Origin of the sequence: Methylocella silvestris (assembly GCF_002891535.1) — a bacterium.
Lineage (GTDB): Bacteria > Pseudomonadota > Alphaproteobacteria > Rhizobiales > Beijerinckiaceae > Methylocapsa > Methylocapsa silvestris_A.
This window is the reverse complement of the sequence record NZ_PDZR01000034.1, coordinates 1-22,116: the sequence shown is the minus strand read 5'-3', so window position 1 is coordinate 22,116 and position 22,116 is coordinate 1. Positions and strand designations below refer to the sequence as shown.

At 61.9% G+C, this 22,116-nt stretch carries 24 protein-coding genes; 20 read left to right on the top strand and 4 right to left on the bottom strand.

What is annotated here, in order from left to right:
• Nucleotides 1-14: 14 nt before the first annotated feature.
• The 10 genes from CR492_RS20900 to CR492_RS18995 all read left to right on the top strand — a co-directional run bounded on the left by CR492_RS20900 (nt 15) and on the right by CR492_RS18995 (nt 9,220).
• Nucleotides 15-896, top strand: coding sequence for a hypothetical protein (locus CR492_RS20900; RefSeq protein WP_180982627.1), 882 nt, complete (start codon nt 15-17; stop codon nt 894-896).
• Nucleotides 893-1,765, top strand: a complete 873-nt coding sequence (locus CR492_RS19035; RefSeq protein WP_210200271.1) for a hypothetical protein — start codon at nt 893-895, stop codon at nt 1,763-1,765. The genes CR492_RS20900 and CR492_RS19035 overlap by 4 nt, the downstream gene beginning before the upstream one ends.
• Nucleotides 1,765-2,310, top strand: a complete 546-nt coding sequence (locus CR492_RS19030) for a nuclear transport factor 2 family protein (RefSeq protein ID WP_102845304.1) — start codon at nt 1,765-1,767, stop codon at nt 2,308-2,310. Before CR492_RS19035 ends, CR492_RS19030 begins: the two co-directional genes overlap by 1 nt.
• Nucleotides 2,311-2,340: 30 nt before the next feature.
• Nucleotides 2,341-2,955: a hypothetical protein gene (locus CR492_RS19025; protein ID WP_210200270.1), complete on the top strand. Its 615-nt coding sequence runs from the start codon at nt 2,341-2,343 to the stop codon at nt 2,953-2,955.
• A 110-nt stretch (nt 2,956-3,065) separates the two neighbouring features.
• Entirely contained in the window at nt 3,066-3,572 is a 507-nt protein-coding gene (locus CR492_RS19020) for a hypothetical protein (RefSeq protein WP_102845303.1), read from the top strand.
• Nucleotides 3,573-3,625: 53 nt separating this feature from the next.
• Entirely contained in the window at nt 3,626-4,450 is an 825-nt protein-coding gene (locus tag CR492_RS19015) for an SDR family oxidoreductase (RefSeq protein ID WP_102845302.1), read from the top strand.
• A 53-nt stretch (nt 4,451-4,503) separates the two neighbouring features.
• Nucleotides 4,504-5,361: a fumarylacetoacetate hydrolase family protein gene (locus CR492_RS19010; RefSeq protein WP_102845301.1), complete on the top strand. Its 858-nt coding sequence runs from the start codon at nt 4,504-4,506 to the stop codon at nt 5,359-5,361.
• A gap of 42 nt (nt 5,362-5,403) precedes the next feature.
• Nucleotides 5,404-6,909, top strand: coding sequence for an aldehyde dehydrogenase family protein (locus tag CR492_RS19005; RefSeq protein WP_102845300.1), 1,506 nt, complete (start codon nt 5,404-5,406; stop codon nt 6,907-6,909).
• 71 nt (nt 6,910-6,980) lie between these two features.
• Nucleotides 6,981-8,678, top strand: a complete 1,698-nt coding sequence (locus CR492_RS19000) for a thiamine pyrophosphate-binding protein (RefSeq protein WP_102845299.1) — start codon at nt 6,981-6,983, stop codon at nt 8,676-8,678.
• The gene (locus tag CR492_RS18995) at nt 8,675-9,220 is read left to right on the top strand and encodes a VOC family protein (protein WP_102845298.1); all 546 of its coding nucleotides are present in this window, start codon (nt 8,675-8,677) and stop codon (nt 9,218-9,220) included. Before CR492_RS19000 ends, CR492_RS18995 begins: the two co-directional genes overlap by 4 nt.
• 13 nt (nt 9,221-9,233) lie before the next feature.
• Here CR492_RS18995 and CR492_RS18990 read toward each other — a convergent pair whose 3' ends face one another.
• Nucleotides 9,234-9,902, bottom strand: coding sequence for a GntR family transcriptional regulator (locus CR492_RS18990; RefSeq protein WP_180982626.1), 669 nt, complete (start codon nt 9,900-9,902; stop codon nt 9,234-9,236).
• A gap of 219 nt (nt 9,903-10,121) precedes the next feature.
• On the opposite strand from CR492_RS18990, the gene CR492_RS18985 reads away from it, so the two are divergent.
• From CR492_RS18985 to CR492_RS18975, 3 genes are all read left to right on the top strand, one after another.
• The gene (locus CR492_RS18985; protein ID WP_102845296.1) at nt 10,122-11,066 is read left to right on the top strand and encodes a VOC family protein; all 945 of its coding nucleotides are present in this window, start codon (nt 10,122-10,124) and stop codon (nt 11,064-11,066) included.
• A 155-nt stretch (nt 11,067-11,221) separates the two neighbouring features.
• Nucleotides 11,222-12,415, top strand: coding sequence for an MFS transporter (locus CR492_RS18980; RefSeq protein ID WP_210200269.1), 1,194 nt, complete (start codon nt 11,222-11,224; stop codon nt 12,413-12,415).
• 150 nt (nt 12,416-12,565) lie between these two features.
• Nucleotides 12,566-13,333 carry a fumarylacetoacetate hydrolase family protein gene (locus tag CR492_RS18975; RefSeq protein WP_245412176.1) on the top strand — a complete coding sequence of 256 codons (768 nt, stop codon included), beginning with the start codon at nt 12,566-12,568 and terminating at the stop codon, nt 13,331-13,333.
• 504 nt (nt 13,334-13,837) lie between these two features.
• Here the strand turns inward: CR492_RS18975 and CR492_RS20605 are convergent.
• Entirely contained in the window at nt 13,838-14,380 is a 543-nt protein-coding gene (locus CR492_RS20605; RefSeq protein ID WP_146030335.1) for a hypothetical protein, read from the bottom strand.
• Nucleotides 14,381-14,398: 18 nt separating this feature from the next.
• Here CR492_RS20605 and CR492_RS20600 point away from each other — a divergent pair, with 18 nt between their 5' ends.
• Nucleotides 14,399-14,911, top strand: coding sequence for an Rrf2 family transcriptional regulator (locus CR492_RS20600; RefSeq protein WP_146030334.1), 513 nt, complete (start codon nt 14,399-14,401; stop codon nt 14,909-14,911).
• Between the two features lie 84 nt (nt 14,912-14,995).
• Here CR492_RS20600 and CR492_RS18965 read toward each other — a convergent pair whose 3' ends face one another.
• Nucleotides 14,996-15,691, bottom strand: coding sequence for a TetR/AcrR family transcriptional regulator (locus CR492_RS18965; RefSeq protein WP_280951554.1), 696 nt, complete (start codon nt 15,689-15,691; stop codon nt 14,996-14,998).
• Nucleotides 15,692-15,850: 159 nt separating this feature from the next.
• On the opposite strand from CR492_RS18965, the gene CR492_RS18960 reads away from it, so the two are divergent.
• The 6 genes from CR492_RS18960 to CR492_RS18935 all read left to right on the top strand — a co-directional run bounded on the left by CR492_RS18960 (nt 15,851) and on the right by CR492_RS18935 (nt 21,873).
• Nucleotides 15,851-16,366, top strand: coding sequence for a DUF6644 family protein (locus CR492_RS18960; RefSeq protein WP_102845291.1), 516 nt, complete (start codon nt 15,851-15,853; stop codon nt 16,364-16,366).
• 55 nt (nt 16,367-16,421) lie between these two features.
• Nucleotides 16,422-16,913, top strand: coding sequence for a DUF6644 family protein (locus CR492_RS18955; protein ID WP_102845290.1), 492 nt, complete (start codon nt 16,422-16,424; stop codon nt 16,911-16,913).
• Nucleotides 16,914-17,095: 182 nt separating this feature from the next.
• Entirely contained in the window at nt 17,096-17,527 is a 432-nt protein-coding gene (locus CR492_RS18950; protein ID WP_180982624.1) for a cytochrome c, read from the top strand.
• Nucleotides 17,528-17,687: 160 nt separating this feature from the next.
• Nucleotides 17,688-18,527, top strand: a complete 840-nt coding sequence (locus CR492_RS18945; protein WP_146030333.1) for a cytochrome b — start codon at nt 17,688-17,690, stop codon at nt 18,525-18,527.
• Nucleotides 18,528-18,713: 186 nt separating this feature from the next.
• A complete protein-coding gene (locus CR492_RS18940; RefSeq protein WP_180982623.1) occupies nt 18,714-19,922 on the top strand; it encodes an efflux RND transporter periplasmic adaptor subunit in 1,209 nt (402 codons plus the stop codon).
• 1 nt (nt 19,923) lies between these two features.
• A complete protein-coding gene (locus tag CR492_RS18935) occupies nt 19,924-21,873 on the top strand; it encodes a MacB family efflux pump subunit (RefSeq protein ID WP_102845287.1) in 1,950 nt (649 codons plus the stop codon).
• Nucleotides 21,874-21,898: 25 nt separating this feature from the next.
• Here the strand turns inward: CR492_RS18935 and CR492_RS20995 are convergent.
• On the bottom strand, nt 21,899-22,116 hold a 218-nt coding region (locus CR492_RS20995), incomplete at its 5' end, for a hypothetical protein (RefSeq protein WP_210200268.1).

Here is a 22,116-nt window from a genome sequence, read left to right as displayed (position 1 = left end):
AGAAAACTAGGCGAATGATAAAGAAAACCTCCTTCAAGTTCGGTCTGGCTGCGGCTGTGGCGCTGGGCGCTGCGGCGACGGCCTGTTTCGCCGCTCAAGCCGCACAGGAAATGATCGACGGCGTCTGGCTGGTTCAGAACCCCACATTGGCGTTGCGCGCCGCTGACGGAAGCGCGCCGCCGCTGAAGCCTGAAGCGGAGAAGATCTATCGAGAACGGCAGGCCGCCCGCGCGAAAGGTGACGCCTCTTTCGACAGCGCGACTTGGTGCGCCTCGCTCGGCGCCCCGCGCATGTTCCTCGTCAACTATCCCTTCGAAATTATCGTTCGTCCCAAGCATGTCGCTTTCCTGAGCGACTGGAATTGGTGGGCGCGAATCGTCTACATGCCCGGCAGCTATGACAAAAACGCGTCGGCGCCGCCGCCTCCGGGGATATCGGAGGCGCGCGCCGGCGGCGGCGGCCCCCCCGCCGGCGGTCCGCCTCCTGGTGGTCCGCCTCCCGGCGGTCCGGCAGGCGGCCCCCCCGGCGGACCTCCCGGCTTCCAGTTCGGCGCGCCTGGGGCTGCGCGTGAACCCGAGCCTGGCTCGACGGGTTTCGCTCAGGGTAATTGGGAGGGCGATACTCTCGTCATCAAGTCCGACCATTTCTCTGGCAAGACTCTTATCGACAGCGCCGGCATGCCTCACAGCAAGGATCTCAAGCTTATCGAGCGTGTTCGCTTGATCGCGCCCGATGTTCTTGAAGACCGCATCCGCTTTGAGGATGCCGAAACATTCACCAAGCCCTGGGAGGCAGTTGTTATTTTCAAACGGCAAAGCAAGGTCAGTCGCGGAGAAGATGTTTGCCTTGATCGTATCCAGGCTGGCGAACCCGCCGTGCGGGAGTCGAAGGAATGAAGACGATGGCTTACGGACCGTCTTTGAAGGGCGTCATGAAGCGGGGCAAGCTGACAGCCTCGACAGTTCTGCTGGCGCTCGCCGCGATGGCCGTCACCCCCGGCTTGCAAGCCGCCGAATCCGCGCCCGCGCAAAAAGACCCGATCACGGACCCGCAGAACTTTGATGGCACCTGGACCGATCTTCCGTCGAACTCGCCATTTCTGCTCGGCATCGATCTGCCTTACAGGCCGGCGGCGCAGGACATCGCTTCCGAGCGTCTGGAGTTCTTCAAGAATGGGCATGTGGCGGCGAGCGCGCATCTGACCTGCCGCCCAACGGGCGTCCAGGGGGTCACTTCCCCGAAGGGTCCGGTGCTGATCTTGCAGACGCTGGACAAATTGGTGTTTGTTCAAGAGGAGGACCGCGAAATCCGCAAGGTTAATCTGAACGAAGAACATCCTAAGGACCTCAAGCCTTCTTACACTGGCGATTCTGTCGCGCATTGGGAGGGAAACACCCTGGTCATCGACACCATCGGCTACAATGGCAAGGGGCAGATGGACGAGGTCGGCAACCCTCACGGTAAGAAGTTGCACATGGTGCAGCGCCTGTCGAAGAGCGCCGACGGCAACATGCTGACGAATGTCATCACCTTCGACGATCCAGAATATTACAAGGAGCCATTCACTAAAACGCGTCAGTGGCAGCGCTTTTCCGGCGTCAAGCTGGACGATTACGACTGCGCCGAAAATCCTCGCACCGATCTGTTCGACCACTTGACCTGGCAGCATGACTGGTTCCGTCCGACCTGCGTGTTCACAGTCACAGAAGGCAAAGTTGCGGAGAAGATTTCCTGCAACCCGCCGACCATAAAGGATCTGCCGTGATGATGTCCGATCGGGGCAGAAAGACGATGGGCTTCAAATTTGGGCGCCGCGCTACGCTAGCCGCGGTTGTCGCTGTCGCGGCGTCCACGGCGCGCGCAGAGCAGCCGATTTCGGGATCTGGCGCGAAGGAGCAGCAGGCCATAACACTGATTAATGGCTGGGTGGCGGCGTTGGTCGCCAAGGACGCCGACAAGGCCGTCTCGCTCATGGACGAGGACGTGCAGTATCGCGACGACCCCTTTCAGACAGAGCTCAAAAAAGGTCGCATGCAATTCACCAAGGACCTGAAGATGCTCCTTCGCGGCCTTACCGGGATGAAGATCGAAACAGCAAGCGCAGTCGCCGGGACGAAAGACGACGTTCTCGTGCTGGCGAAGCGCACGGATGAATTCAATCTCGGCGGCAAGTCTATCAGTGTGCAGATCGGGGCTTACTACCGCGTGCGCAACGGCAAGATCTACGAGTGGCTCGATACGCCCCTGGTGGAATTGCCGAAACCTCCGGGTGGGGCGCCCGGCGGCGCGCCTCTAGGCGGCAAGATCTAGGCGGCATATGGCTTGGCTGGGAGAGGCTGCATGAAGAATACATCGAGGGTCCGTTCATCCCTGTCCGCCGCAGCCTTGGCTTTGACAGCGGGCTTGATCGGATACGGACATGGCGACCGGGCGGCTGTTGCGCAAGAATCGGCCACGCCGTTCGGATGCAGCGCAAAGCAGATCGAGGATAACAAGGCGCTGGCAAAGCTCTTTGACATGAAGAACGACCCCAACGTCGCTTACCAGAATATGTCCTCCGACTACATCCAGCACAATCCGATCGCGAAGCGCATCGGCGAGGTGAACAACGTCAGCGGCCGCGACGAATTCAAGCTGCTGCTGGAGCTGAAGGACAAGGGCATCGGCGGCCCGCCGCCGCGCCCGCCCGGGCAGCCGCCCGAAGACATCTACCACTATGTCATGGCCGACTGCGACCACCTGTTTTTGCTCAAGAAGGTCTATCTCCCTGACCCGCAGCACAAGGGCGAATTCTATGAGGCCTTCAACTTCGACTTCTGGCGCATCAAGGACGGCAAACTGGTCGAACACTGGGACGATGTGAAAATCCCTCAGAACGTGCCGCCAGTGATGACCATGCCGGTCTCGGAGCTGCTGAATAATCCGCCTCCGCCGCCACCGGGGCCGAAACCCTGAAGCGCACTACCGGCTGAGGGCGCAAGACGCTTGCATAGGGAGTGGGGCGCTTCCCGCTCCGACGGGAAGCCCGTGGAGGCGCGCGCATTCGCCAACGAACCGAGGATATAATGGAACTTAAGCGCGAATGGACGACCCCCCTGGTCATCGGGATTTTCCTGTTGTCGGGCGTAACCGGGATCATGCTGTTCTTCGACAAGGCTACGCTGCTGGGGAAGAACGCACATATGTATGTCGGCCTGTTGTTCGTCGCCGGCGTCATTGCCCATGTCATTTCCAATCTCTTCGCCTTCAAGCGTTATCTACTAAAAACGAATACGCGCTTAATCGTCGGCATCTTCGCTGTCATTCTTATTGCGACCTTCGTTCCCTTCGGCCCAAAAATGCCGGCCGGAGGCCAGCAGGGCATGCGCAAGTTCATGGACGCGGCCCTGAATGCGCCCGTGAGCGAATTGGCTGTGCTCATCAAGCGCGATCCCAATGATCTGCTGCAAAACCTCAGGGCCGCTGGCTACGACATCAAGGACTCTTCTCAGAGTCTGATCAGTGCGGCGGGCGCCACGGGAGAGGGCCAGCAGGTCAAGGCGCTTAATGCGATCACCGTCCTGATGCAGTGACGCCACGCGGGATCGAGCCTCCGGCTCGGCATTCAAAGAACGAGGATGATCAGATGCCGGTCGCGCTTATCACAGGCTGCAGCTCGGGCTTCGGCCAAGCCCTCGCCCTGGCATTTGCGGCGCGCGGGTATCAGGTGGTCGCGACGATGCGCAAACCGGAAGCCGCGTCGTCGAAGCTGAAGGCCCTGGCGGATGAAAGGCCAAATGATTTCGGCATCGCGGCCCTCGATGTCGCCAGCGCCGCGCAGCGCCGGGCCGTCGTCGATTTCGCTGTCACGCAGTTCGGCCGCCTGGACGTGCTGATCAACAATGCGGGCGTCGGCGCACGCGGGGCGTTCGAGGATACGCCGGAAAGCCAGTGGCGGACGATGTTCGACACGAATCTGTTCGGACCGCTTGAGTTGTGCCGGCTCGTCTTGCCGGTCATGCGGGGGCAAGGCGGGGGGCGCATCATCAACGTAACCTCCGTCGCCGCCGTGCTGAAGACGCCGCTGATGGCTGCCTATTGCGCCAGCAAGCACGCGCTCGACACGGCGACAGCAGCGCTGGACATCGAAGCGCGCGGCTTCGGCGTCCGCGCGATCTGCCTTATGCCCGGGCCGTTCAAAACCTCGCTGCCGCAGAAGTCGCTCGATCGCGACGCCAGCGCGCCCTATGCGGCGATCGCCGCGCATTTCAACGCGACTTTCGACGCGCTGGAGGCCAAGGCGCCAGAGGATTTGACTCCCGTGATCGGCGCGGCGGTCGCGGCCGCCACCGACGCCGATCCCGCGTTGCGCTATCCCGCCGGCGCCGATGCGATCCCAATCCTGCCGCCGATCCTTCAAGCCCTTGCGCCCTTGCAACAAATCGGCCTGCATCTGACCGGCCAAGACTAACGCAAACCGCGCGGGCAAATTCTGCGCCGCCTGCACGAAAAGGAAGACCGGGAATGAAACTGTCCAGCTTTGTCATGTCGAACGCGGCGAGCTTTGGCGTTGTCGAGGGCGAAGAGATCGCCGATGTCGGAGCGCTTTTGAAAGACCGGTTCCCTGATCTAAAGGCGCTGATTGCAGGTGGCGCCTTTGCCGAGGCCGCGCAATGCGCGCCAAAGGCGCAGCGCATCCCGCTGGCGGCGGTCACGTTGTCGCCGGTCCTGCCTAATCCTGGAAAAATCTTTTGCGTCGGGCATAATTACGAGTCGCATCGGCAGGAGACTGGGCGCGCCAAGACAGAGCACCCCTCGATCTTCCTGCGCTTTGCCGACAGCCAGACCGGACACGGGCAGAAGCTGTTGCGTCCCGCCGTCTCCACCATGTTCGATTTCGAAGGCGAACTCGCCGTGGTCATCGGCAAGGGCGGGCGCGCCATTGCGCCGGAGCGCGCGCTCGATCATGTCGCGGGCTATGCCTGCTACAACGACGCCTCGGTGCGCGACTGGCAGTGGCACACCCACCAGTTTACGCCGGGCAAGAACTTCCCGCGGACCGGCGCCTTCGGCCCCTGGCTCGTCACCGCCGACGAAGTCGGCGATCCTGCGCAGCTTTCAGTCACGACGCGATTGAACGGCGAGGTGGTGCAATCGCAGGCGACCGCCGAGATGATTTTCCCGATCCCGGCGATCATCGCCTATGTATCGCAGTTTACGGCGCTCTCGCCGGGCGACGTCATCGTCACCGGCACGCCGGGCGGCGTCGGCGCCAAGCGCCAGCCGCCGCTGTGGCTGAAGGACGGCGACACGATCGAAGTCGAAATTCCAAAGGTCGGCCTGCTGGTCAACAGAGTCGAAGGCGAGCGCCCCGCCGCGTGACGGCCTTGAGGCGAACCAAACGCAATTAGTTGGGAGATAGCGATGTCGAGTGTCACTCTTGAGATCAACGCCGAGCACGCCGCAAAAGACCTCTCGCTGCTCGATCCCGGCGCCTGGGACGGCAAATTATTCGACGGCGACTGGAAAGCCGCGCCGCAGACCTTCACCGTCCGCGAGCCGGCGACCGGGGAAGCGCTGGGCCATGTTGGCGCGTCTGATCCCGCGCAGATGGGCGCGACGGTCGCCCGCGCCCGCGAGGGGCAGCGCGAATGGGCCTCCTGGACAGCGGACAAGCGCGCAGCGGTGATGCGCGAGGCGGCTAGGCTGTTCGAGGCGAATCGCCCGGCGATCGTCGATCTGATCGTCCGCGAGACCGGCGGCGTACGCGGCAAGGGCGAAACCGAGATCCAGGGCTCGATCGACGAAATCTACCATTCAGCGGCGCTGTTGATACAGCCGGAGGGCGAGCTGCTGCCGAGCCCCAATCCGGCGCGTCTCAGCTTCGCCCGCCGCGTGCCGATCGGCATTGTCGGCGTGATCGCGCCGTGGAACTTCCCGATGCTGCTCGGCATGCGCTCGGTCGCACCGGCGATCGCGCTCGGCAATGCCGTGATCCTCAAGCCCGATCCGCAGACCTCGATCGTCGGCGGCGTCGTGATCGCGCGCGTGTTCGAACTCGCCGGCGTACCCAAGGGCGTACTCTGCGTTGTCAACGGCGGCGCGGATGTCGGCGAGGCGCTGGTCTCAGCGCCTGGCGTGCGCATGATCACCTTCACCGGCTCCACGGCGGTCGGCCGGCGCGTCGGCGAACTCGCCGGGCGCAATCTGAAGAAGGTGGCGCTCGAACTCGGCGGCAAGAGCCCGTTCATCGTGCTCGACGACGCCGATCTCGAAGCCGCGGCTTCAGCGGGCGCCTGGGGCTCCTTCCTGCATCAGGGCCAGATCTGCATGGCGATCGGGCGGCACATCGTGCTGCGCAAGGTCGCGGATCAATACATCGAGCTGCTGGCCAGCAAGGCGAAACGCCTGCCCGTCGGCGATCCCTTCCGCGCCGAGGTCGCGATCGGCCCGATCATCAACGCCAAACAGGTCGAGCGGGTGCACCAGATCGTCACCGACACGGTGCAGGCGGGCGCGCAAATCGCCGCTGGCGGCTCCTATGAGGGGCTGTTCTACAATCCGACGGTGCTCACCGGGGTCGTCGCCGGCATGCCGGCCTATGATCTCGAAATCTTCGGTCCCGTGGCCGCGGTGGTGGTGGTCGAGGACGAGGAGGAAGCCATCCGCGTCGCCAATGATACCGAATATGGACTCTCGGGCGCGGTGCAGACCAGCTCGCTCGAGCGCGGCCTGCGCGTCGCCCAGCAAATCCGCTCGGGGCTTGTGCACATCAATGATCAGACGATCAGCGACATGGCCGGCATTCCCTTCGGCGGTTCCGGCGCCTCGGGCAATGGCTCGCGCTTCGGCTCGACCACCAATCTCGACGAATTCACGGAATGGCAGTGGATGACGATCGGCGCCCAGCCGACGCGCTATCCGTTCTGATTACGTGAGATGAGAAGGGCGTCGTACTCGGCGTCCATTCTCTACTAATCACTTAACTGCTTGGAGCAGCAATGACGAGTGGCGGCGAACTGGTGGTGCGCATTTTGCGCGCCGCCGGGGTGGAGCGCGTGTTCGGCCTTCATGGCGCGCATATCGATTCCATTTTCCAGGCCGCGCTTGATGCGGGGCTGCCTATCATCGACACGCGCAACGAGGCGACCGCCGGCCACGCCGCCGAGGGTTATGCGCGCACCGCCCACAAGCTTGGCGTCGCGCTGGTGACGGCGGGCGGCGGGATGACCAATGTGGTAACTCCGCTCGCCCAGGCTTTCATGGACCGCACGCCGCTGCTGGTGATCGCGGGTTCGGGGCCGGTGCGCGACGACGAGACCAACACGCTGCAGGCGACGATCGACCAGGTGGCGATTGCGACGCCGGTGACGAAATGGGCGCATCGCGTGCGCGCCGTCGAGCACATTCCGCGCCTGCTCGCCCAGGCGATCCGCATCGCCAACACCGCCCCACGCGGGCCGGTCCTGATCGACATTCCCTGGGACATTCTGACCGCGAAGTTTGATGACGACGCGCCTGCGAAGACGGAGATCTTTTTCACTGCCGGCAATGCGCCAAGCGGCGAAGATCAGGCGCGCTGCCTTGACATTTTGCGAGACGCGAAGCGCCCCGTCATCGTGGTCGGCTCCGAGGCCAAGAGAGGGCGCGCCCATGCGGGCCTGAAGAAGCTGATCGCCCGCACCGGCATTCCCGTCTTCGCCGATTTCGAAGGCCTGAGCGTCATCAGCACGATCCCGCCGACGCATCGCGGCGGTCTGGTTCAGCAGTTGTGGGGCCTCGCCGCCAAGGGCGAGGCGCCCGATGCGGTTCTGCTGCTCGGCGTGCGCTTCGGCCTCAACACCGCGCATGGCTCGGGGGCGCTGATTCCGCATGACGCGCGGGTCATTCAAATCGACCCCGACGGCCGCGAGCTGGGACGACTGCAGGGCGTCGAGTTTGGCGTTGCCGCCGATGTCGCGCCCTCGATCGCGGCGCTGGCGGAAACAGCTGAGAAGGCGGACTGGCCGGATTTCTCGGGTTGGCGCGAAATTCTGCGCAGCCATGCCGACCTGCGGCGGGCGAAAATCCTCGCCAACGCCGAGAATACTCCGCGGCTGCATCCGTTCGAGGCCTCGCAAGTCCTCGCGCGTCACATAGGCCCCGAAACGATCGTCGTCGCCGACGGCGCGCTGACCTATCTGTGGTTGAGCGAGGTAATCAGCGACGCTGCGCCGGGCGAATTCCTCTGCCACGGCTATCTCGGCTCGATGGGGGTCGGCTTCGGTCTCGCGCTCGGCGCGCAGAGCGTCGGCAAATGCGAGGGCCGGCGCACGATCCTCGTCACCGGCGATGGCTCGATCGGCTTCGCTCTTGCTGAGTTCGACAGCGCCGTTCGGCACGGCCTGCCGGTGATCGTGGTGGTGATGAACAATCGCAGCTGGGGCGCGACGCTTCATTTCCAGGAGCTGGCCGTCGGCCCGAACCGCGTCACCAACACACGGCTCGACAACGGTTCCTACGCCGCCGCCGCAATCGCGCTCGGCGCCGACGGCTATCACGTCGCCGACGCCGCGGCCTTCGAATCGGCGCTTAGGGAAGCCCTGTCAAAGGACAGGCCCGCCTGCATCAATGTCGAAGTCGATCTTGCTCCTATCCCGCCTGAGGAAATGCTCCTCATCGGACTTGACCCCTTCAAGGACCCGGAGATGAAATCGTGAAGACTTTCGGTTTTGGCCAGCCGCACGATGGCGTCATCCAACAGGCCTATGTGGTGCGTGACCTCGCCGAAGGCATGCAGGAATGGACGGATTTGCTCGGCATCGGACCCTGGTTCGTCTTGCGCCGCTTTGCCGGCCTCAATCCGCTGTTTCGCGGCAAACCCGCCATCGCCCGGGCAGACGTCGCCTTCGCCTTTGCCGGGCACATGCAGATCGAGCTGATTCATCAGCTCGATGAGGAGCCTTCGATCTATCGCCGTGACGATAAAAGCCTGAAACTCGGTTTCCACCACTATGGCATGGGAACCACGAACTTTACCGCCGAAGCAGCGCGCCTTGAAGCGCGAGGTTTCGAGCCCCTTTTCACCGCTGTGGTGCCCTCCGGCGGGCGCGTTGCGTCTTATGACACCAAGGGCGCGTTGCCCGGCATGATCGAACTAATCGAAGCCGACGCCGAAATGGACGTCATGTTCACGAGCATGTATTACGCTAGCGTCGATTGGGACGGCGCCGAGCCGGTGCGCGAGATCAAGATCGCCTGACTGCCGACGTGCGTCAATCTACCGGGTCGGGCACAGACTGCGGCTCGATCGAGGCGATCGCAATATCGGCCGTAATCCGAAAATGCTGGTTGAGCAGGGAGACGGCTCGGGTCACGTCGCGCGCGATTACAGCTTCGACGATCAATTGATGTTCGCCAGCGACGTCGCGGGCGGCATGGTCGTGAAGCACGGCCATGTGACGGCTGCGGTCGGCGAGATCGAACAGGGTTTCGTGGAACTCTCGCAGCCAGTGCGACGGACAGGCTGCGATCAGCGCGAAATGGAACTGCCGGTGCAACACTTCCCATTCCCGATCTGGACCGGTCGAAGTCTCGTGATGTCGCTTGAGTCGATGATGGGCGAGAACGACGCTTTCTTCCCAGGCGGCATTGCCGGCGCGGATCGATTCCCGAATGGCGATCTCACTGACCCAACACCGCGTCATCGCCAGTTCGACGAGTGTCTCGGGAGAAATCAGCGCCACGCGAAAGCCGCGCTGGTCGATCTTCTCGACGAGGTGAAGCGCCGAGAGGCGGTTGAGCGCCTCACGCAAAGGACTGGCGCCCATGCCATAGCGCTCCTTCAGCGCTTCGATTCGGAGCTTTTCGCCGGGAGCAATCACACCCCGCAAGATGTCGGCGCGCAAGCGTTCAAACGCCGACATGTTCAGCGTCGCGCCCACGCTCCCGTCCTCTTGCCTGCTCGATGTCCGCGCCATTCCTCAGATCATCCTCAAAATCGGCCCTGAATGAAAAATAGTCGAGACGTGCTGCCATACGCCAGCGGGACGGCATGAGCAAACTGACAGCTGGTTTAATCGTTTTTAGCGGTGATAAGTCCAATTTAATCGATTATTTTGCGCCTGCCAAGAAGAACATCAGGCTCCGGGAGAGCTCGCCGCATGATTTCCATACAAGATGTGGTTTATGCACGATATCAGGTTGTGGATCTCGATCGGGCCGCCGAGTTCATGCAACACTTCGGCCTGCTTCCGAGCGCCCGCACTGAAAAGGCGCTCTACCTGCGCGGCTATGGCGAGAACCATCACGCGTATGTAGCGGAGCTCGGGCCCGAAAACCGTTCGATCGGCTTTGCGCTGGCTGCGAAGAGCGCGAAAGACCTCGATCGTCTTGCGCAAGAAGTTGGCGCGCCGGTGGAGCTCATCAACGAGCCTGGCGGCGGCAGGCGCGTGGTCGTGACCGACCCGTCCGGCTATAGGGTCGAGGTCGTTCATGGCATCGAAAGGCTCGCGCGCGCGCCAATGCCGCGCGTGCAGGCCGTAAATTTCGGAGGTCAGCGCCTCCGAGTCAACGACGTCGTGAGGCCGGAGCCCGGACCTTCGCACGTCATGCGCCTCGCGCATGTGGCGTTGCACGTAAAGAATATCCGCGACTCCATCGCATTTTACGAGAGTCGCTTCGGCATGAAGATATCCGACACCTATTATGTCGGCGGCGACAAGGACCGGATGGTGGCGGCGTTTCTTCGCTGCGGTCTGGGCAAGGAGATAACCGATCATCATACGGTTGCGATGGTCGAGCTGCCCAAGCCCGGTTTCGATCACATCTCGTTCGAGGTGCTCAACTGGGACGATATTGTCGTCGGCCACCACCACCTGCACGATCTCGGCAACTACAAACACACCTGGGGCATTGGTCGCCACGTCGACGGCTCTAATGTGTTCGACTACTGGCGCGACCCGTTCGGCAACAAGATCGAGCATTATACCGACGGCGACAGCGTCAACGACCACTACCCGTCGTCGCACAGCCGGTTCGATCCCGCCGACCCGAAAACGCAGCTTTCCGTATGGGGTCCGCCTCTCGGCGACGATTTCATGGTCTGAAGCCGCAACGACACACGCCAATCCTGACCGACGAGAACGCGGGCGAGCGGAGCCGCGCGAGCGCATGTGAGAGAGTAAGCTTCATGGCCAGTGGTGGAAATATCGGCGCGCGGCGCGCGGGCGCCAAGTGGGATCCCTCCTATGAGATCAAGGCAGTGGCGCTGCTCGCCTTGGGGTTTGGCGTGGTCGGCCTCGACCGTTTCATCATCAATCCCCTATTCCCGACTATGCAGAAGGAACTGGGGCTGAGCTATCAGGATCTCGGATCCATTTCCGCGGTGCTGGCGCTTACTTGGGGCGTCGCCTCGATTTTTTCCGGCCAGATTTCCGACCGGCTTGGCCACAAGCCGGTGATCGTCGCCTCGGCCATCCTCTTCTCGGTCTTGGTGGCGACCACCGGCTTCGCTGGCGGCCTGATGAGCCTCATCGCCCTTCGCGCCATGATGGGGCTGGCCGAGGGCGCCTTTGTGCCCGCGAGCATCACCGCCACGGTCGAGGCGTCCAAGAGCAGCCGCATCGGTTTGAACGTCGGCCTTCAGCAGATGGCGGCGCCCCTGTTCGGTCTCGGTTTCGGTCCGCTGATCGCCGTCGCTCTGCTCAAGGTGTTGCCGAGCTGGCATTACGTATTCGCCGTCGTCGCTATTCCAGGCTTCATCATCGCCGTCCTCATGGCGCGCGTGATCCGTCATGACCCGCCGCATTCCCGGGCCGACCACACCACGGAGAAGTCGGTCGGGTTCCTGCACGCCCTCGGCAACCGCAACGTCATCTTCAATATGATCGGCATGTGTTTGTATTTGGCGACGCTGATCGTTCTTTCCGCTTTCCTGCCGAGCTATCTCACCGATTATCTGAAGCTTGACATCAACCAGATGGGCATGGTGCTGGCCGGCCAGGGGCTTGGAAGCTTCGTTGGCATGGTCGCTATTCCCGCCATCTCCGATCGACTCGGGCGCAAGCCGGTGTTGATCGTGAGCCTGGCGGTGGAATTCGTGGCCCTGGTCGCGCTGATGGGCATCGGCGCTAACCCTCTGGCGTTATTCCTCGTCATTTTCGTCGTCACGGTGATGAACGCGGGCGCAGTGGCCATCACCGTCGGTCCGCTCACGAACGCCTCTGTGCCTCCGGCGATCGCGGCGACGGCTACGGGCCTCGTCGTAGGTGTGGGCGAAATCTTCGGCGGGGCGTTGGCGCCGGCCGTTGCGGGCGGCCTCGCCGACGCCATGGGGCTTCCTGTCATCATCAAGATCGGCGTCCTTGCAATCGGTCTGGCCTTCGTCGTCGTGCTGCTGGGGGTCAAGGAGCCGCGCGCGCGGGTACAGACGCAGGACGCGGTCGCGCAGGTTTGATCGACACGCTTCGCGACGCGAAGCCATCAATTACAGTTTTTGCTTACCAGCCGGAACGACGGAGGATTTATGAAACTTGCACGGTATACGCGCGACGGAAAAACGGCGATTGGAAAGATCGTCGGCGATCAAATCGTCGATCTCTCGGCGTTGACCCGCGGCGACGCCTCGATGCGGCGCTTTCTGACGGACCTGCCTGCGCAAAAGGCTGAAGCGGAAGCGGCGGCAGAACCGGCCTATCCGCTTTCTTCCGTGCATCTCGAGTCGCCGATCGACGATCCCCAGAAGTTTCTCGGCATCGGCATGAACTATCAGGCGCATGCCGATGAGGCCGCCAAAGCGGGCATCCCGATCCCGAAAACGCAATTGTGGTTCAACAAGCAGGTGAGCAGCATCGCCGGGCCGACCGACGAGGTCGTTCTTCCGTCCGTGTCGGACCAGCTCGATTACGAAGGCGAACTCGCCTATGTCATCGGGACGCGCTGCCGGAAGGTTAAGCGCGAAGACGCGCTGTCGATGATCGCCGGTTATCTGATCTGTAACGACTTTTCGGTGCGCGACTGGCAGCATCGGTCACCGACCTACACCCTCGGCAAGTCGTTCGATACCCATGGCGTGGTCGGCCCATGGATCACGACCGCCGATGAAGTGTTGAATGCCCAGAATTTGCGGTTGCGCCTTTTTGTGAACGGCAAGGAAAAGCAGAGCAGCATGACCGACGACCTCATCTACAAGATCGAGGACCAGATCGCGCACCTCAGCACAGTGATGACCCTGGAGCCCGGCGACGTCATCACCACAGGCACGCCGGCGGGCGTCGCCGCTGTGGACCAGAGTTGGCTCAAGGCGGGTGACGTGGTCAAGGTTGAGATCGAGGGCCTCGGCTCCATTGAAAATACCATCATCGCGGATTCATGAAAATGGCGCGTCTCAGAAGGGTCGCTCCGAGGCTTCGGCGGCCTTTCTGTCGCGCAGGGGCACAGCCGCCGTGGCCCTCTTGCTACACAGCACGAAAACCGAGGCGCTGTCCTTATTTTTGACCAGATGGTCATGTTTGAATGAAGTGGTCAAAGTTTGATCAACATGTACGACGCGCCAACGTAAGCGGCTAGCGGTCCGACCCGTTAAGAGCTGCAGCAAAACACAAAGAAGCGCGCTTGGAGCGCGCCGCGACAACATGAGAACGGGGAGGATGACATGAGACATGCGTGCGTGGTCGATGAATCGCGCTTGCTTCCTAGCGTGGTCAGGGTTATCGACGCCCCCCTCGGGAGGATTGCCAGCGCCCCGCCCGGGCTCAAGGTCAAGAAGCCGGAACAGGTTCGCGGGGCGGGATCCCGCCTCGGCCGCTCCGGCTCAGTCGCCAAGATTGATTGCCCGCCAGAGCCGAATGATAATTCGAATCCCGCTCTCAATCGCAAGCTAGGCGCCGAGATCGCACTGCGACTGGAAGAAGAATTCCTGTCTGCGGGCTGGTCCGTGGGGCAGGTTTTCGGCCTTCAGGCGGACATCCAGCGGCGTTACAAGATTGGGCGCTGGGCCTTGAGGGAAGCCATCCGCATCCTTGAAATGCGCGGATCCGCGGTCATGCGGCGGGGTAGGGGCGGTGGGCTGACGATCGCCGATCCCGCGATCGAGAACATTATGAAGCCTTGCGCGCTGCACCTCCTGACGCATCGCGCGACGCGCGAGCATTTCAATCAGGCAAAACGCCTGTTGACTGTGGTCGCGGGGCAGCTGATCGCGCGTCGCGGCATGGAGGCGCAGCAGCTTACGGCCGAGCTTGGGGACTCGCTCTCCAGTGATCGCGCGATCTTGACGGCGCTTGCAAAGACGACCCGAAATCCCGCTTTTCAATTCGTTGAGGGTATATTCCGCCTTGTCGGAGGATGCCGGTTCATGGGCGGCGAACAGATGAGCGCTGCGCGACTTGCGCCGACCGTGGCGGCAATCGGCGAGGCCCATCAGGAGGCGCTGCCTGACGTGGTCAGTCGTCTATCGAGTTACGCTTCGGCGCAGCCTCAGAGCGAACTTGAACTGCTTGGCTGGGTCAGGCCGGATTCGTCGCTAAATCATTGCCGCTATTCCGCCCAGCTCGCATTCAAAATCCTTGACTACGTAATAGCGCAGCCTCTCGCCAAGCCAGTGTTCCTCGGCAGCGAATGGGAGATGGCGGAGCAATACAATTACAGCCTTGAAGTCGTGCGGCAGGCGTCCCGCATTCTCGAAGACATGGGTGTGATTGAAAGCCGACTAGGCCGCAATGGCGGACTGTTCACGCGCAAGCCGGGCGAGAAGGAGGTGTCTCCGCAGATCTTCGCCTATTTTGCGAAGCAGCGCGTTGCGCTTTCCGACGCGGTCGACGTCCTGACTGCCATCGAGCAGCAAATGTCTTCGGAAGGCGTGAAAGATGTTGCAGCCAACCCTATCCTGGATTTGTTCGCCTCAATGCTGAAGGCCTATGCGGGCCGGGCGCAATCGTCCAACAATGTGTGATGCGCGGCGGCGCTGACAGCTCGCGCATAATCCCGGAAAAGTGCCATTTTCGACAAAGGATATGCGTCTAGACAGATGCCGAGATCAGGTCCGGTGAATGGAGTTGATCGGACCTGATCCACCGCTGGCAGACCACAAAATGGCTTCTACGGCGCTGCGGCTGACCAGTTCGGCGTCCGCGCCTGGCGTTCCGAGCGCGCGGAGCATAGCAGTTGCGACCGATCCCGCGAGCGCGGGCGCGGGCGTCTTTTCATGGAAGCCGCCAGACAGGATGCAGCGAACAGTCTCCATGATGAGGCTGAGCACGATCAGCACGCCCGTTTTCGTATCCAATCCGTTGAATCGCCCGACGCGCAACCCTTCGGCGACGTCAGCGGTGACGCCGTCATTGAGCGGCGCGTCGGCGCTGCGCCTGCCGGCAAGGCTCAAGAGAGCCGAAAGCTTCTCAGGATGCCTCTGCGCATGGCGCAGCACAAGACAAAGAGCGCGGGCAATGCGCGCCGCCGGATCTTTCTCGCCTGAGTTCGCGGCATCGATCTCCAGGTTGAGTTCGCCATGTACGGCGGTGTAGATCGCCTCCGCGAACGCTTCCTTGTCCACGAAGTGATTGTAGAAGCTTCCTTTGGCAACCTCGGCTTCTTCGGTGATGTCGGTGATGGTGACGCTGTCTGCAGGCTGTTCCGCAAACAACTTCTGTCCCGCGGATAGCAGAGATTTGCGCGTCCGCTGCCTCTGTCGGTTGCCGAGGCGTAGTGAGGTTTGCGTGGAGTTGCTTGACATTGAAATCTCCAAAATTCGCATTTATCAGACGCAATGTTTCAGCAAGAAATCAAGTCGATATGCGCCTGCATGGACGTTTTTCCCATAAACTGACAGCTCGTTTTTTCTGTTGCGGGTAGATATTGATCTATTTGTCAATAAGAATCGTTGGAGCGCCCAGTGCCGTCGTCGCTGCATGACTTTTGCCTTTGGGTCGAAAAGACCAACCTCAGTATGTTCGTAAAGACTAACGAGTGGGTCGTCCCGACGCTCCAAACCATCCACATCCTTTGTGTTGCGATCATCATGTCGTCAATTGTGATGATTACTTTACGCATAGTAGGACTCATCGGCAAGGATGAATCAGTGCAAGCTTTCGCTGCACGCTTCCTTCCTTGGATCTGGTATACTATTCCCGCTCTAGCGATCGGCGGACTGCTTCAGATCTCCGCAGAGCCGGAGCGCTCGCTGATGAACAAGATCTTTCAGTTGAAAATGGTTCTGCTGGTGGCTGCCATGGGTGGAACGATCTTCCTGGGGCGCAAGATTTCCGCGTCCGCTGCCGCGGCTGCCGGCGACGCTGTTGCTCCGGCGGTAAATCAAGTTCAGGTCAGGCTAATCGGCGTCGCCGTTTTCGTTCTCTGGATCGCGATCATCGTCGCGGGGCGGTGGATTGCTTACGCGGTCGGACTATGAACGCTCGGCGCTTCATTCAACTCAGCATCATCATATAACAACTTAAGGGGGGAGCATGGAACAGTTATTTCAGTGGCTTCAGAACTCACCGCTGGGCGCCGCCGTGCGCATGCAGGGCGACCTGTTCCCGATCCTCGAGACCATCCACGTGATCTCGATCACCGCGACGGTCGGCTGTATCGTCATCATGGACCTACGCCTCGTCGGTCTGGTCTGGACCAAGCGTTCGGTCGGCAGGGTAATCGGTGATGCCCTACCGGTCGTCTGGATCGGTTTTGTCATCGCCCTGATCAGCGGCTTCGCGCTTTTCGCTTCCCATGCCGTGAACTACTGGCGCGACTCCTGGTTCGTGTGGAAATTCGTGTTTATGGCTATGGCTTTTGTCAACCAGTTGGTCTTCCACATAATTACCGGCAAGGATCTGCACAGCTGGAAAGCCAGCTTTCAACTGCCCGTTTCGGCAAAAGTCGCCGGGGCTGTTTCACTGGCGCTCTGGATCGCGATCGTCGCATGCGGGCGTATGATCGGGTTCACCATGGATGTCTGAGTTCGTCGGATGCGCCGTCGGACCGCCGGGCGTTCATCTCGGCGGTCAGGCGGGATGAAGTTTGATAGAAGGTGCAATCAATGAAAATAGTTTCCTTCGGCGCTTTCGTGGGCCTTGGCGCCTTGACCCTTGCTGTCTTGTCCGGCCACGCCGCCGACAGCCCCTTGACCTTGAACGACGCCATGAAAGACGTGGTCGCGCCCCAGACGCAAATCGTCTGGGACGTGGGCAATAAGGCGATGGACGACAAAGGCGAAGCCGATGCCTCGAAGCTCACCGACGACGATTGGAAAAAAATCATCGACGCCGGCGACGCGGTGAGCAGGCGCCTAAAGGCATTGGCGGGCGCTGATCACTTGAAGGCGGCGCAGTCTGGCGTTAAAATTCAAAGCGAGGGAAACCCCGGAGCATGGGGCGCGGCCGACGTCCAGAAGGCGATCGACGCCGACCCTAAGGAATTCAAGGTTCAGGCGATGAAGCTCGCCGCCGCGCTCGATGCGACGGTCACGGCGGCGAAAGCGCGCAACGCTCAGTCCCTGCAGGACAATGCCAACCAGATCGACAGCATCTGCGAGGATTGCCACAAGCAGTACTGGTATCCCAACCTCAAGTGATGACCGGAGAGCAATCATCCGTCATTGCTGCGGGAACCGGCGCATGATCCTCCCCGCGCGCCCGTTCCCGTTTTTTATTCGGCGGCGTCTTCGCGATTGCTTAGGCAGATGAAAGCGACAGCTTATTTTTCTGCCCAACTCCCATCACATTGACGACGGCGTGAGCGTCGAAAGCAGCACGTCGAGAATCTTCATGAAATGGGGCATGACAACTTCCGACATCGGATTGGCGGCAGCAGCCGGGAAGGCGACCGCGCGCAGCTCGTACTCGCGTGTCGCGATTATCCTGCATTGGACAATCGCGGGTTTGATCATCTTCAATCTGGCGATTGGCCTCGTGATGGAGGGCTTTCCGCTGCCTCTCCGTTTCTTCGCGCTCTTGCTGCATGTCTCCTCGGGGATGACCGTGCTCGCGCTGACCATGGTGCGACTCGTCTGGTGGCTAACGCACGAACCGCCGCCGCATCTCGCCAGCCTGAAGTTTTGGGAACACCGGCTCGCGCACGGGGTCCACGTCGCGCTCTATGTCGCGATGGTTGGAATGCCGCTGACCGGGTGGGCCATCGTTTCCGCGCATCCGCGCCTGGGCTCCGCCGGCGCTGCCGAGCAGGCGCGCCATCTGCCGTTCAAGATTCCAGGCTCGCCGGCGGGCGCGTCGCAACCCATGCCTGGCGCCCCACCGGAGCCGGGGGCGCCAGCCCTCTCCGGCGTGCCTCAAGGCGGACCGCCCCCAGGGGCGCCCCCGCGTCGTGAGATGAAAGTTTGGGGTTTCATCACGCTTCCGCCTATCAAGGCGATTCAGGATCTCGGCGAAACGGCGGGGGGGTACGAACCACAGCAGGCGTTACACGAGGAGTTCGTTTCGTGGCACTCGATCGGCGGCTATCTGCTAATTTTGGCGCTTGCGCTGCACATCGCTGGAGCGTTGAAACATCAGTACGTTGACAAGGAGCCTGAGTTTCAGCGAATGGGCCTTGGCCGGCGCAACAAGAAGGTCTGAAGATTCGTCATTTTGGATGGCCGGGCGTTTCATCCAGGGCGCTCGCCGATGCCTGCCGCGGCAGGCATCGGGAACCTTGCGCCGTTTCGCTCTCATCCTGTCCGGGACTTCTTTGATGTTTCACGCGCAAGATTCTACAGCGCAGGCGCTGCTCGCCTCGGTTATTTTGCTGCGCGGAGGGCAAAGGTGACCGCGCGGCGCGCGCTCATCGTCGTCGCGATCGGCCTTGCGCTGTTCGCCGCCGCTTGGTTGCGGCCGGGCGCGCAGGCGAAGGACCCTTTCAGCGATGTCATGCTGGCCTTCGCGACCCGGGGCGATGTAATTCAGGTTGTTCAGGCGAGCGGCGCATTGCGGCCGACCAACCTCGTCGCAGTCGGTTCGCAAGCGTCGGGCCGGATCACCTCCCTGCGGGTAAAGACCGGGCAGGCGGTACGAAAGGGCGAGTTGCTGGCTCTCATCGACAGCCTGCCCCAGGAGAATGACATCAAGACTGCCGAAGCCGCCCTCGCTGACGCCAGGGCGCAGAAGGTGCAGAAGCAGGCGGCGCTCATCTATGCTGAAGCCGTGCTTGCACGGCAGAAGGCGGCGCTGGCGCAGAACGCGACGTCCAAGGACGCCTATGAATCGGCGAAATCTTCTGTCGACGTGAACCGCGCGCAGCTTGAATCGCTTGATGCGCAAATCGCCCAAGCGGAGGTGAAGGTCAAGACAGCCAAGGTCAATCTCGATTACACGCGCATCGTCGCGCCCATGGATGGCGTCATCCTCCTCGTCGTCGCACAGGAGGGGCAGACCCTGAATGCCGTGCAATCCGCCCCGACCGTTGTCGTCCTCGGACAAATCGACACGATGCGCGTGCGCGCCGAAATCTCGGAAGCGGACGTCGCCAAGGTGCGCGTCGGCATGACCGCGAGTTTCTCCATCCTTGGCGATCCGAGCCGGCGCTGGAGCGGAACGCTCGCCACTGTCGATCCCGCGCCCGACAGCATCCGCTCGGACGCGGTGATCACCAGCAACAGCGCGACCAGCTCCTCGTCATCCTCGTCGAGTTCGTCTTCGAGCGCGGTCTATTATTACGGTTATTTCGACGTGCCCAACCCGGACGGATTGCTGAAGACCTACATGACGGCGCAAGTCTCGATCCACCTCGGTGAGGTCAAGAACGTTGTCCTGGCCCCGACCGCGGCTTTGTCGCCGATGCGCGACGATGGCTCCCGCACGGTCGATGTCGCCACGTCGGGCGGCAAGCTGGAAAGCCGCAAGGTTCTGGTCGGCCTCGATGACAAGGTTCATTTTGAAGCACGCGACGGGCTGAAGGAAGGCGAGCGCGTGGTGATAGGCCGTCGCGATCCCGCGCTGAAGTCGAACTTTTCCGGACCGCCGGGAGGGTTCTGATATGGAGCCCCTGATCCGCCTTCGCGGCGTGGGCCGCGCCTACCCCTCGGGCGAAGATTCCATCTCCGTGCTCAGGGACGTCGATCTGGACATATACCCCGGGGAATATGTTGCGATCATCGGCCCGTCCGGCTCTGGAAAATCCACGCTGATGAACATTATCGGCTGTCTTGACCGGCCGACCACCGGCGCCTACGAAATCGCCGGACGCGACACGGCCCGACTCGATCCGGACGAACTGGCCAAACTACGCCGCGAGCATTTCGGCTTCATTTTCCAACGCTACCATTTGCTCTCTGAGCTCAACGCGTTGGGCAATGTCGAAATGCCGGCGGTCTATGCCGGCATGGCGCCTGCCGAGCGTGCGCGACGCGCTTCCGCCCTGCTCTCCCGGCTCGGCCTGGCGGAGAGGCTCAAGTACAGGCCGGGCCAGCTTTCGGGCGGCCAGCAGCAGCGCGTGTCGATCGCCCGCGCATTGATGAACCGGGGCGAGATTGTCCTCGCCGACGAGCCAACCGGCGCTCTCGACCGCAAGTCTGGGGAAGAAGTGTTGGCGATCCTTGCTGAGCTTAACGCGGAGGGGCAAACCATTGTGGTGGTGACCCACGACGCTTCGGTCGCCGCGCATGCTGGCCGCATCATTGAACTCTCGGACGGAGAGATCGTGTCCGACAAGGCGACCCGGGGGCCGCGCGCGGACCATCCGTCATCTCCGGCGCCGCCGCGCTCCAACTCACTGCGTGCGGCGGTGGACCGCTTCGGCGAGGCGCTCCGCATGGCCGTGCTCGCGATGACCGCACATCGTTTGCGCACGGTGCTCACCATGCTCGGCATCGTCATCGGCATTGCTTCGGTCGTCGCAATGGTGGCGCTGGGCGAGGGCTCGCGACGCAAGGTTCTGTCCGACATTTCCAGTCTTGGCACCAACACGCTGGAAATCTTCCCCGGCAAGGATTTCGGCGACACGCGTTCGTCGAAGGTGACTACGCTGGTCGTGGCCGATTCCGACATTCTGGCGCGCCAGCCTTACAGCGCCGGGGCGACGCCGACTGTCTCCACCAGCAAGACCATCCGGTATGGCGGCACCGAAGCTTCCGCCCTGATCAATGGCGTCGGGTCCGACTATTTCTCAATCCGGGGATCGAAGCTGACCGCAGGCCGCTTGTTCGACGCCGAGTCCGAGCGCCTTTACGCGCCCGATACGGTGCTCGACGAGAATGCGCTTTCCGCCGTGTTTCCCGGCGAACAAGCCGAGGCCGTTCTTGGACGTATCGTCTTCGTCGGCTCGGTTCCCTGCACGATTGTGGGCGTGATCGCCAAGCAGCAGGGCGGCTTTGGCGGCAGCGGCAATGCGCAAGCCTATCTGCCTTACTCCTCGGTTCAAGCACGTTTCCTCGGCAATACGGTGCTGCGCAGCATCCTGTTGCGCATCGCCGACAATGCCGACACTGACATTGCGCGGCAGGCGACCAACAGCCTGATGCTATCGCGTCACGGGGTGCAAGATTTCTTCATCCTCAACACCGACGACATCCGCCAGACCATCACTGCCGCCACGACGACCCTCGCCGCGCTGATCGCGGCGATCGCGCTGATTTCGCTGATCGTCGGCGGCATTGGCGTGATGAACATCATGCTGGTCTCCGTCTCCGAACGGGTGAAGGAGATCGGAGTGCGCATGGCGGTGGGCGCCCGGCGCTCCGACATCATGCAGCAATTCCTCACCGAAGCCGTACTCGTCTGTCTCCTTGGAGGCGTTCTGGGGATCTCGCTGGCATTCGGCGTCGGCGCGCTATTTGCGGCGTTCGGGCCCGGTATCCAGATGGTTTATTCCTCAACGTCCATTCTTGCCGCGCTCGGTTGCTCGTCTCTGATCGGCGTAGGCTTTGGCTGGCTGCCCGCCCGGAGCGCCGCGCGGCTGGATCCGGTCGAAGCGCTCGCTCGGGAGTGACGCGCCGCGCGCTCCGGGCAGGTATTCACGCTTGAACAATCGCAGGATTGTGGTGGTAGAGTTCGCCGGTCACTGAAAACCGCGTGCGCCGCTGTAAGCTGGAGTTTCTTACCAAGTGACGTCCCCCCTGTTTTTTCATCCATTTTGAGTGAGAGTTTTCCGGTCTTTTGAGCCTTCGGGCGAGGAGCTGGGAAATGAAGAAGTCGAGGTACAGCGAGGAGCAGATCGCGTTTGCGCTGAAGC

Coding starts and splice junctions, on each gene's coding strand:
- CR492_RS20900 (WP_180982627.1), top strand. CDS start 15: ATGATAAAGAAAACCTCCTTCAAGTTCGGTCTGGCTGCGGCTGTGGCG.
- CR492_RS19035 (WP_210200271.1), top strand. CDS start 893: ATGAAGACGATGGCTTACGGACCGTCTTTGAAGGGCGTCATGAAGCGG.
- CR492_RS19030 (WP_102845304.1), top strand. CDS start 1,765: ATGATGTCCGATCGGGGCAGAAAGACGATGGGCTTCAAATTTGGGCGC.
- CR492_RS19025 (WP_210200270.1), top strand. CDS start 2,341: ATGAAGAATACATCGAGGGTCCGTTCATCCCTGTCCGCCGCAGCCTTG.
- CR492_RS19020 (WP_102845303.1), top strand. CDS start 3,066: ATGGAACTTAAGCGCGAATGGACGACCCCCCTGGTCATCGGGATTTTC.
- CR492_RS19015 (WP_102845302.1), top strand. CDS start 3,626: ATGCCGGTCGCGCTTATCACAGGCTGCAGCTCGGGCTTCGGCCAAGCC.
- CR492_RS19010 (WP_102845301.1), top strand. CDS start 4,504: ATGAAACTGTCCAGCTTTGTCATGTCGAACGCGGCGAGCTTTGGCGTT.
- CR492_RS19005 (WP_102845300.1), top strand. CDS start 5,404: ATGTCGAGTGTCACTCTTGAGATCAACGCCGAGCACGCCGCAAAAGAC.
- CR492_RS19000 (WP_102845299.1), top strand. CDS start 6,981: ATGACGAGTGGCGGCGAACTGGTGGTGCGCATTTTGCGCGCCGCCGGG.
- CR492_RS18985 (WP_102845296.1), top strand. CDS start 10,122: ATGATTTCCATACAAGATGTGGTTTATGCACGATATCAGGTTGTGGAT.
- CR492_RS20605 (WP_146030335.1), bottom strand. CDS start 14,380: ATGGGCCTCGCCGATTGCCGCCACGGTCGGCGCAAGTCGCGCAGCGCT.
- CR492_RS18965 (WP_280951554.1), bottom strand. CDS start 15,691: ATGTCAAGCAACTCCACGCAAACCTCACTACGCCTCGGCAACCGACAG.
- CR492_RS18955 (WP_102845290.1), top strand. CDS start 16,422: ATGGAACAGTTATTTCAGTGGCTTCAGAACTCACCGCTGGGCGCCGCC.
- CR492_RS18950 (WP_180982624.1), top strand. CDS start 17,096: ATGAAAGACGTGGTCGCGCCCCAGACGCAAATCGTCTGGGACGTGGGC.
- CR492_RS18935 (WP_102845287.1), top strand. CDS start 19,924: ATGGAGCCCCTGATCCGCCTTCGCGGCGTGGGCCGCGCCTACCCCTCG.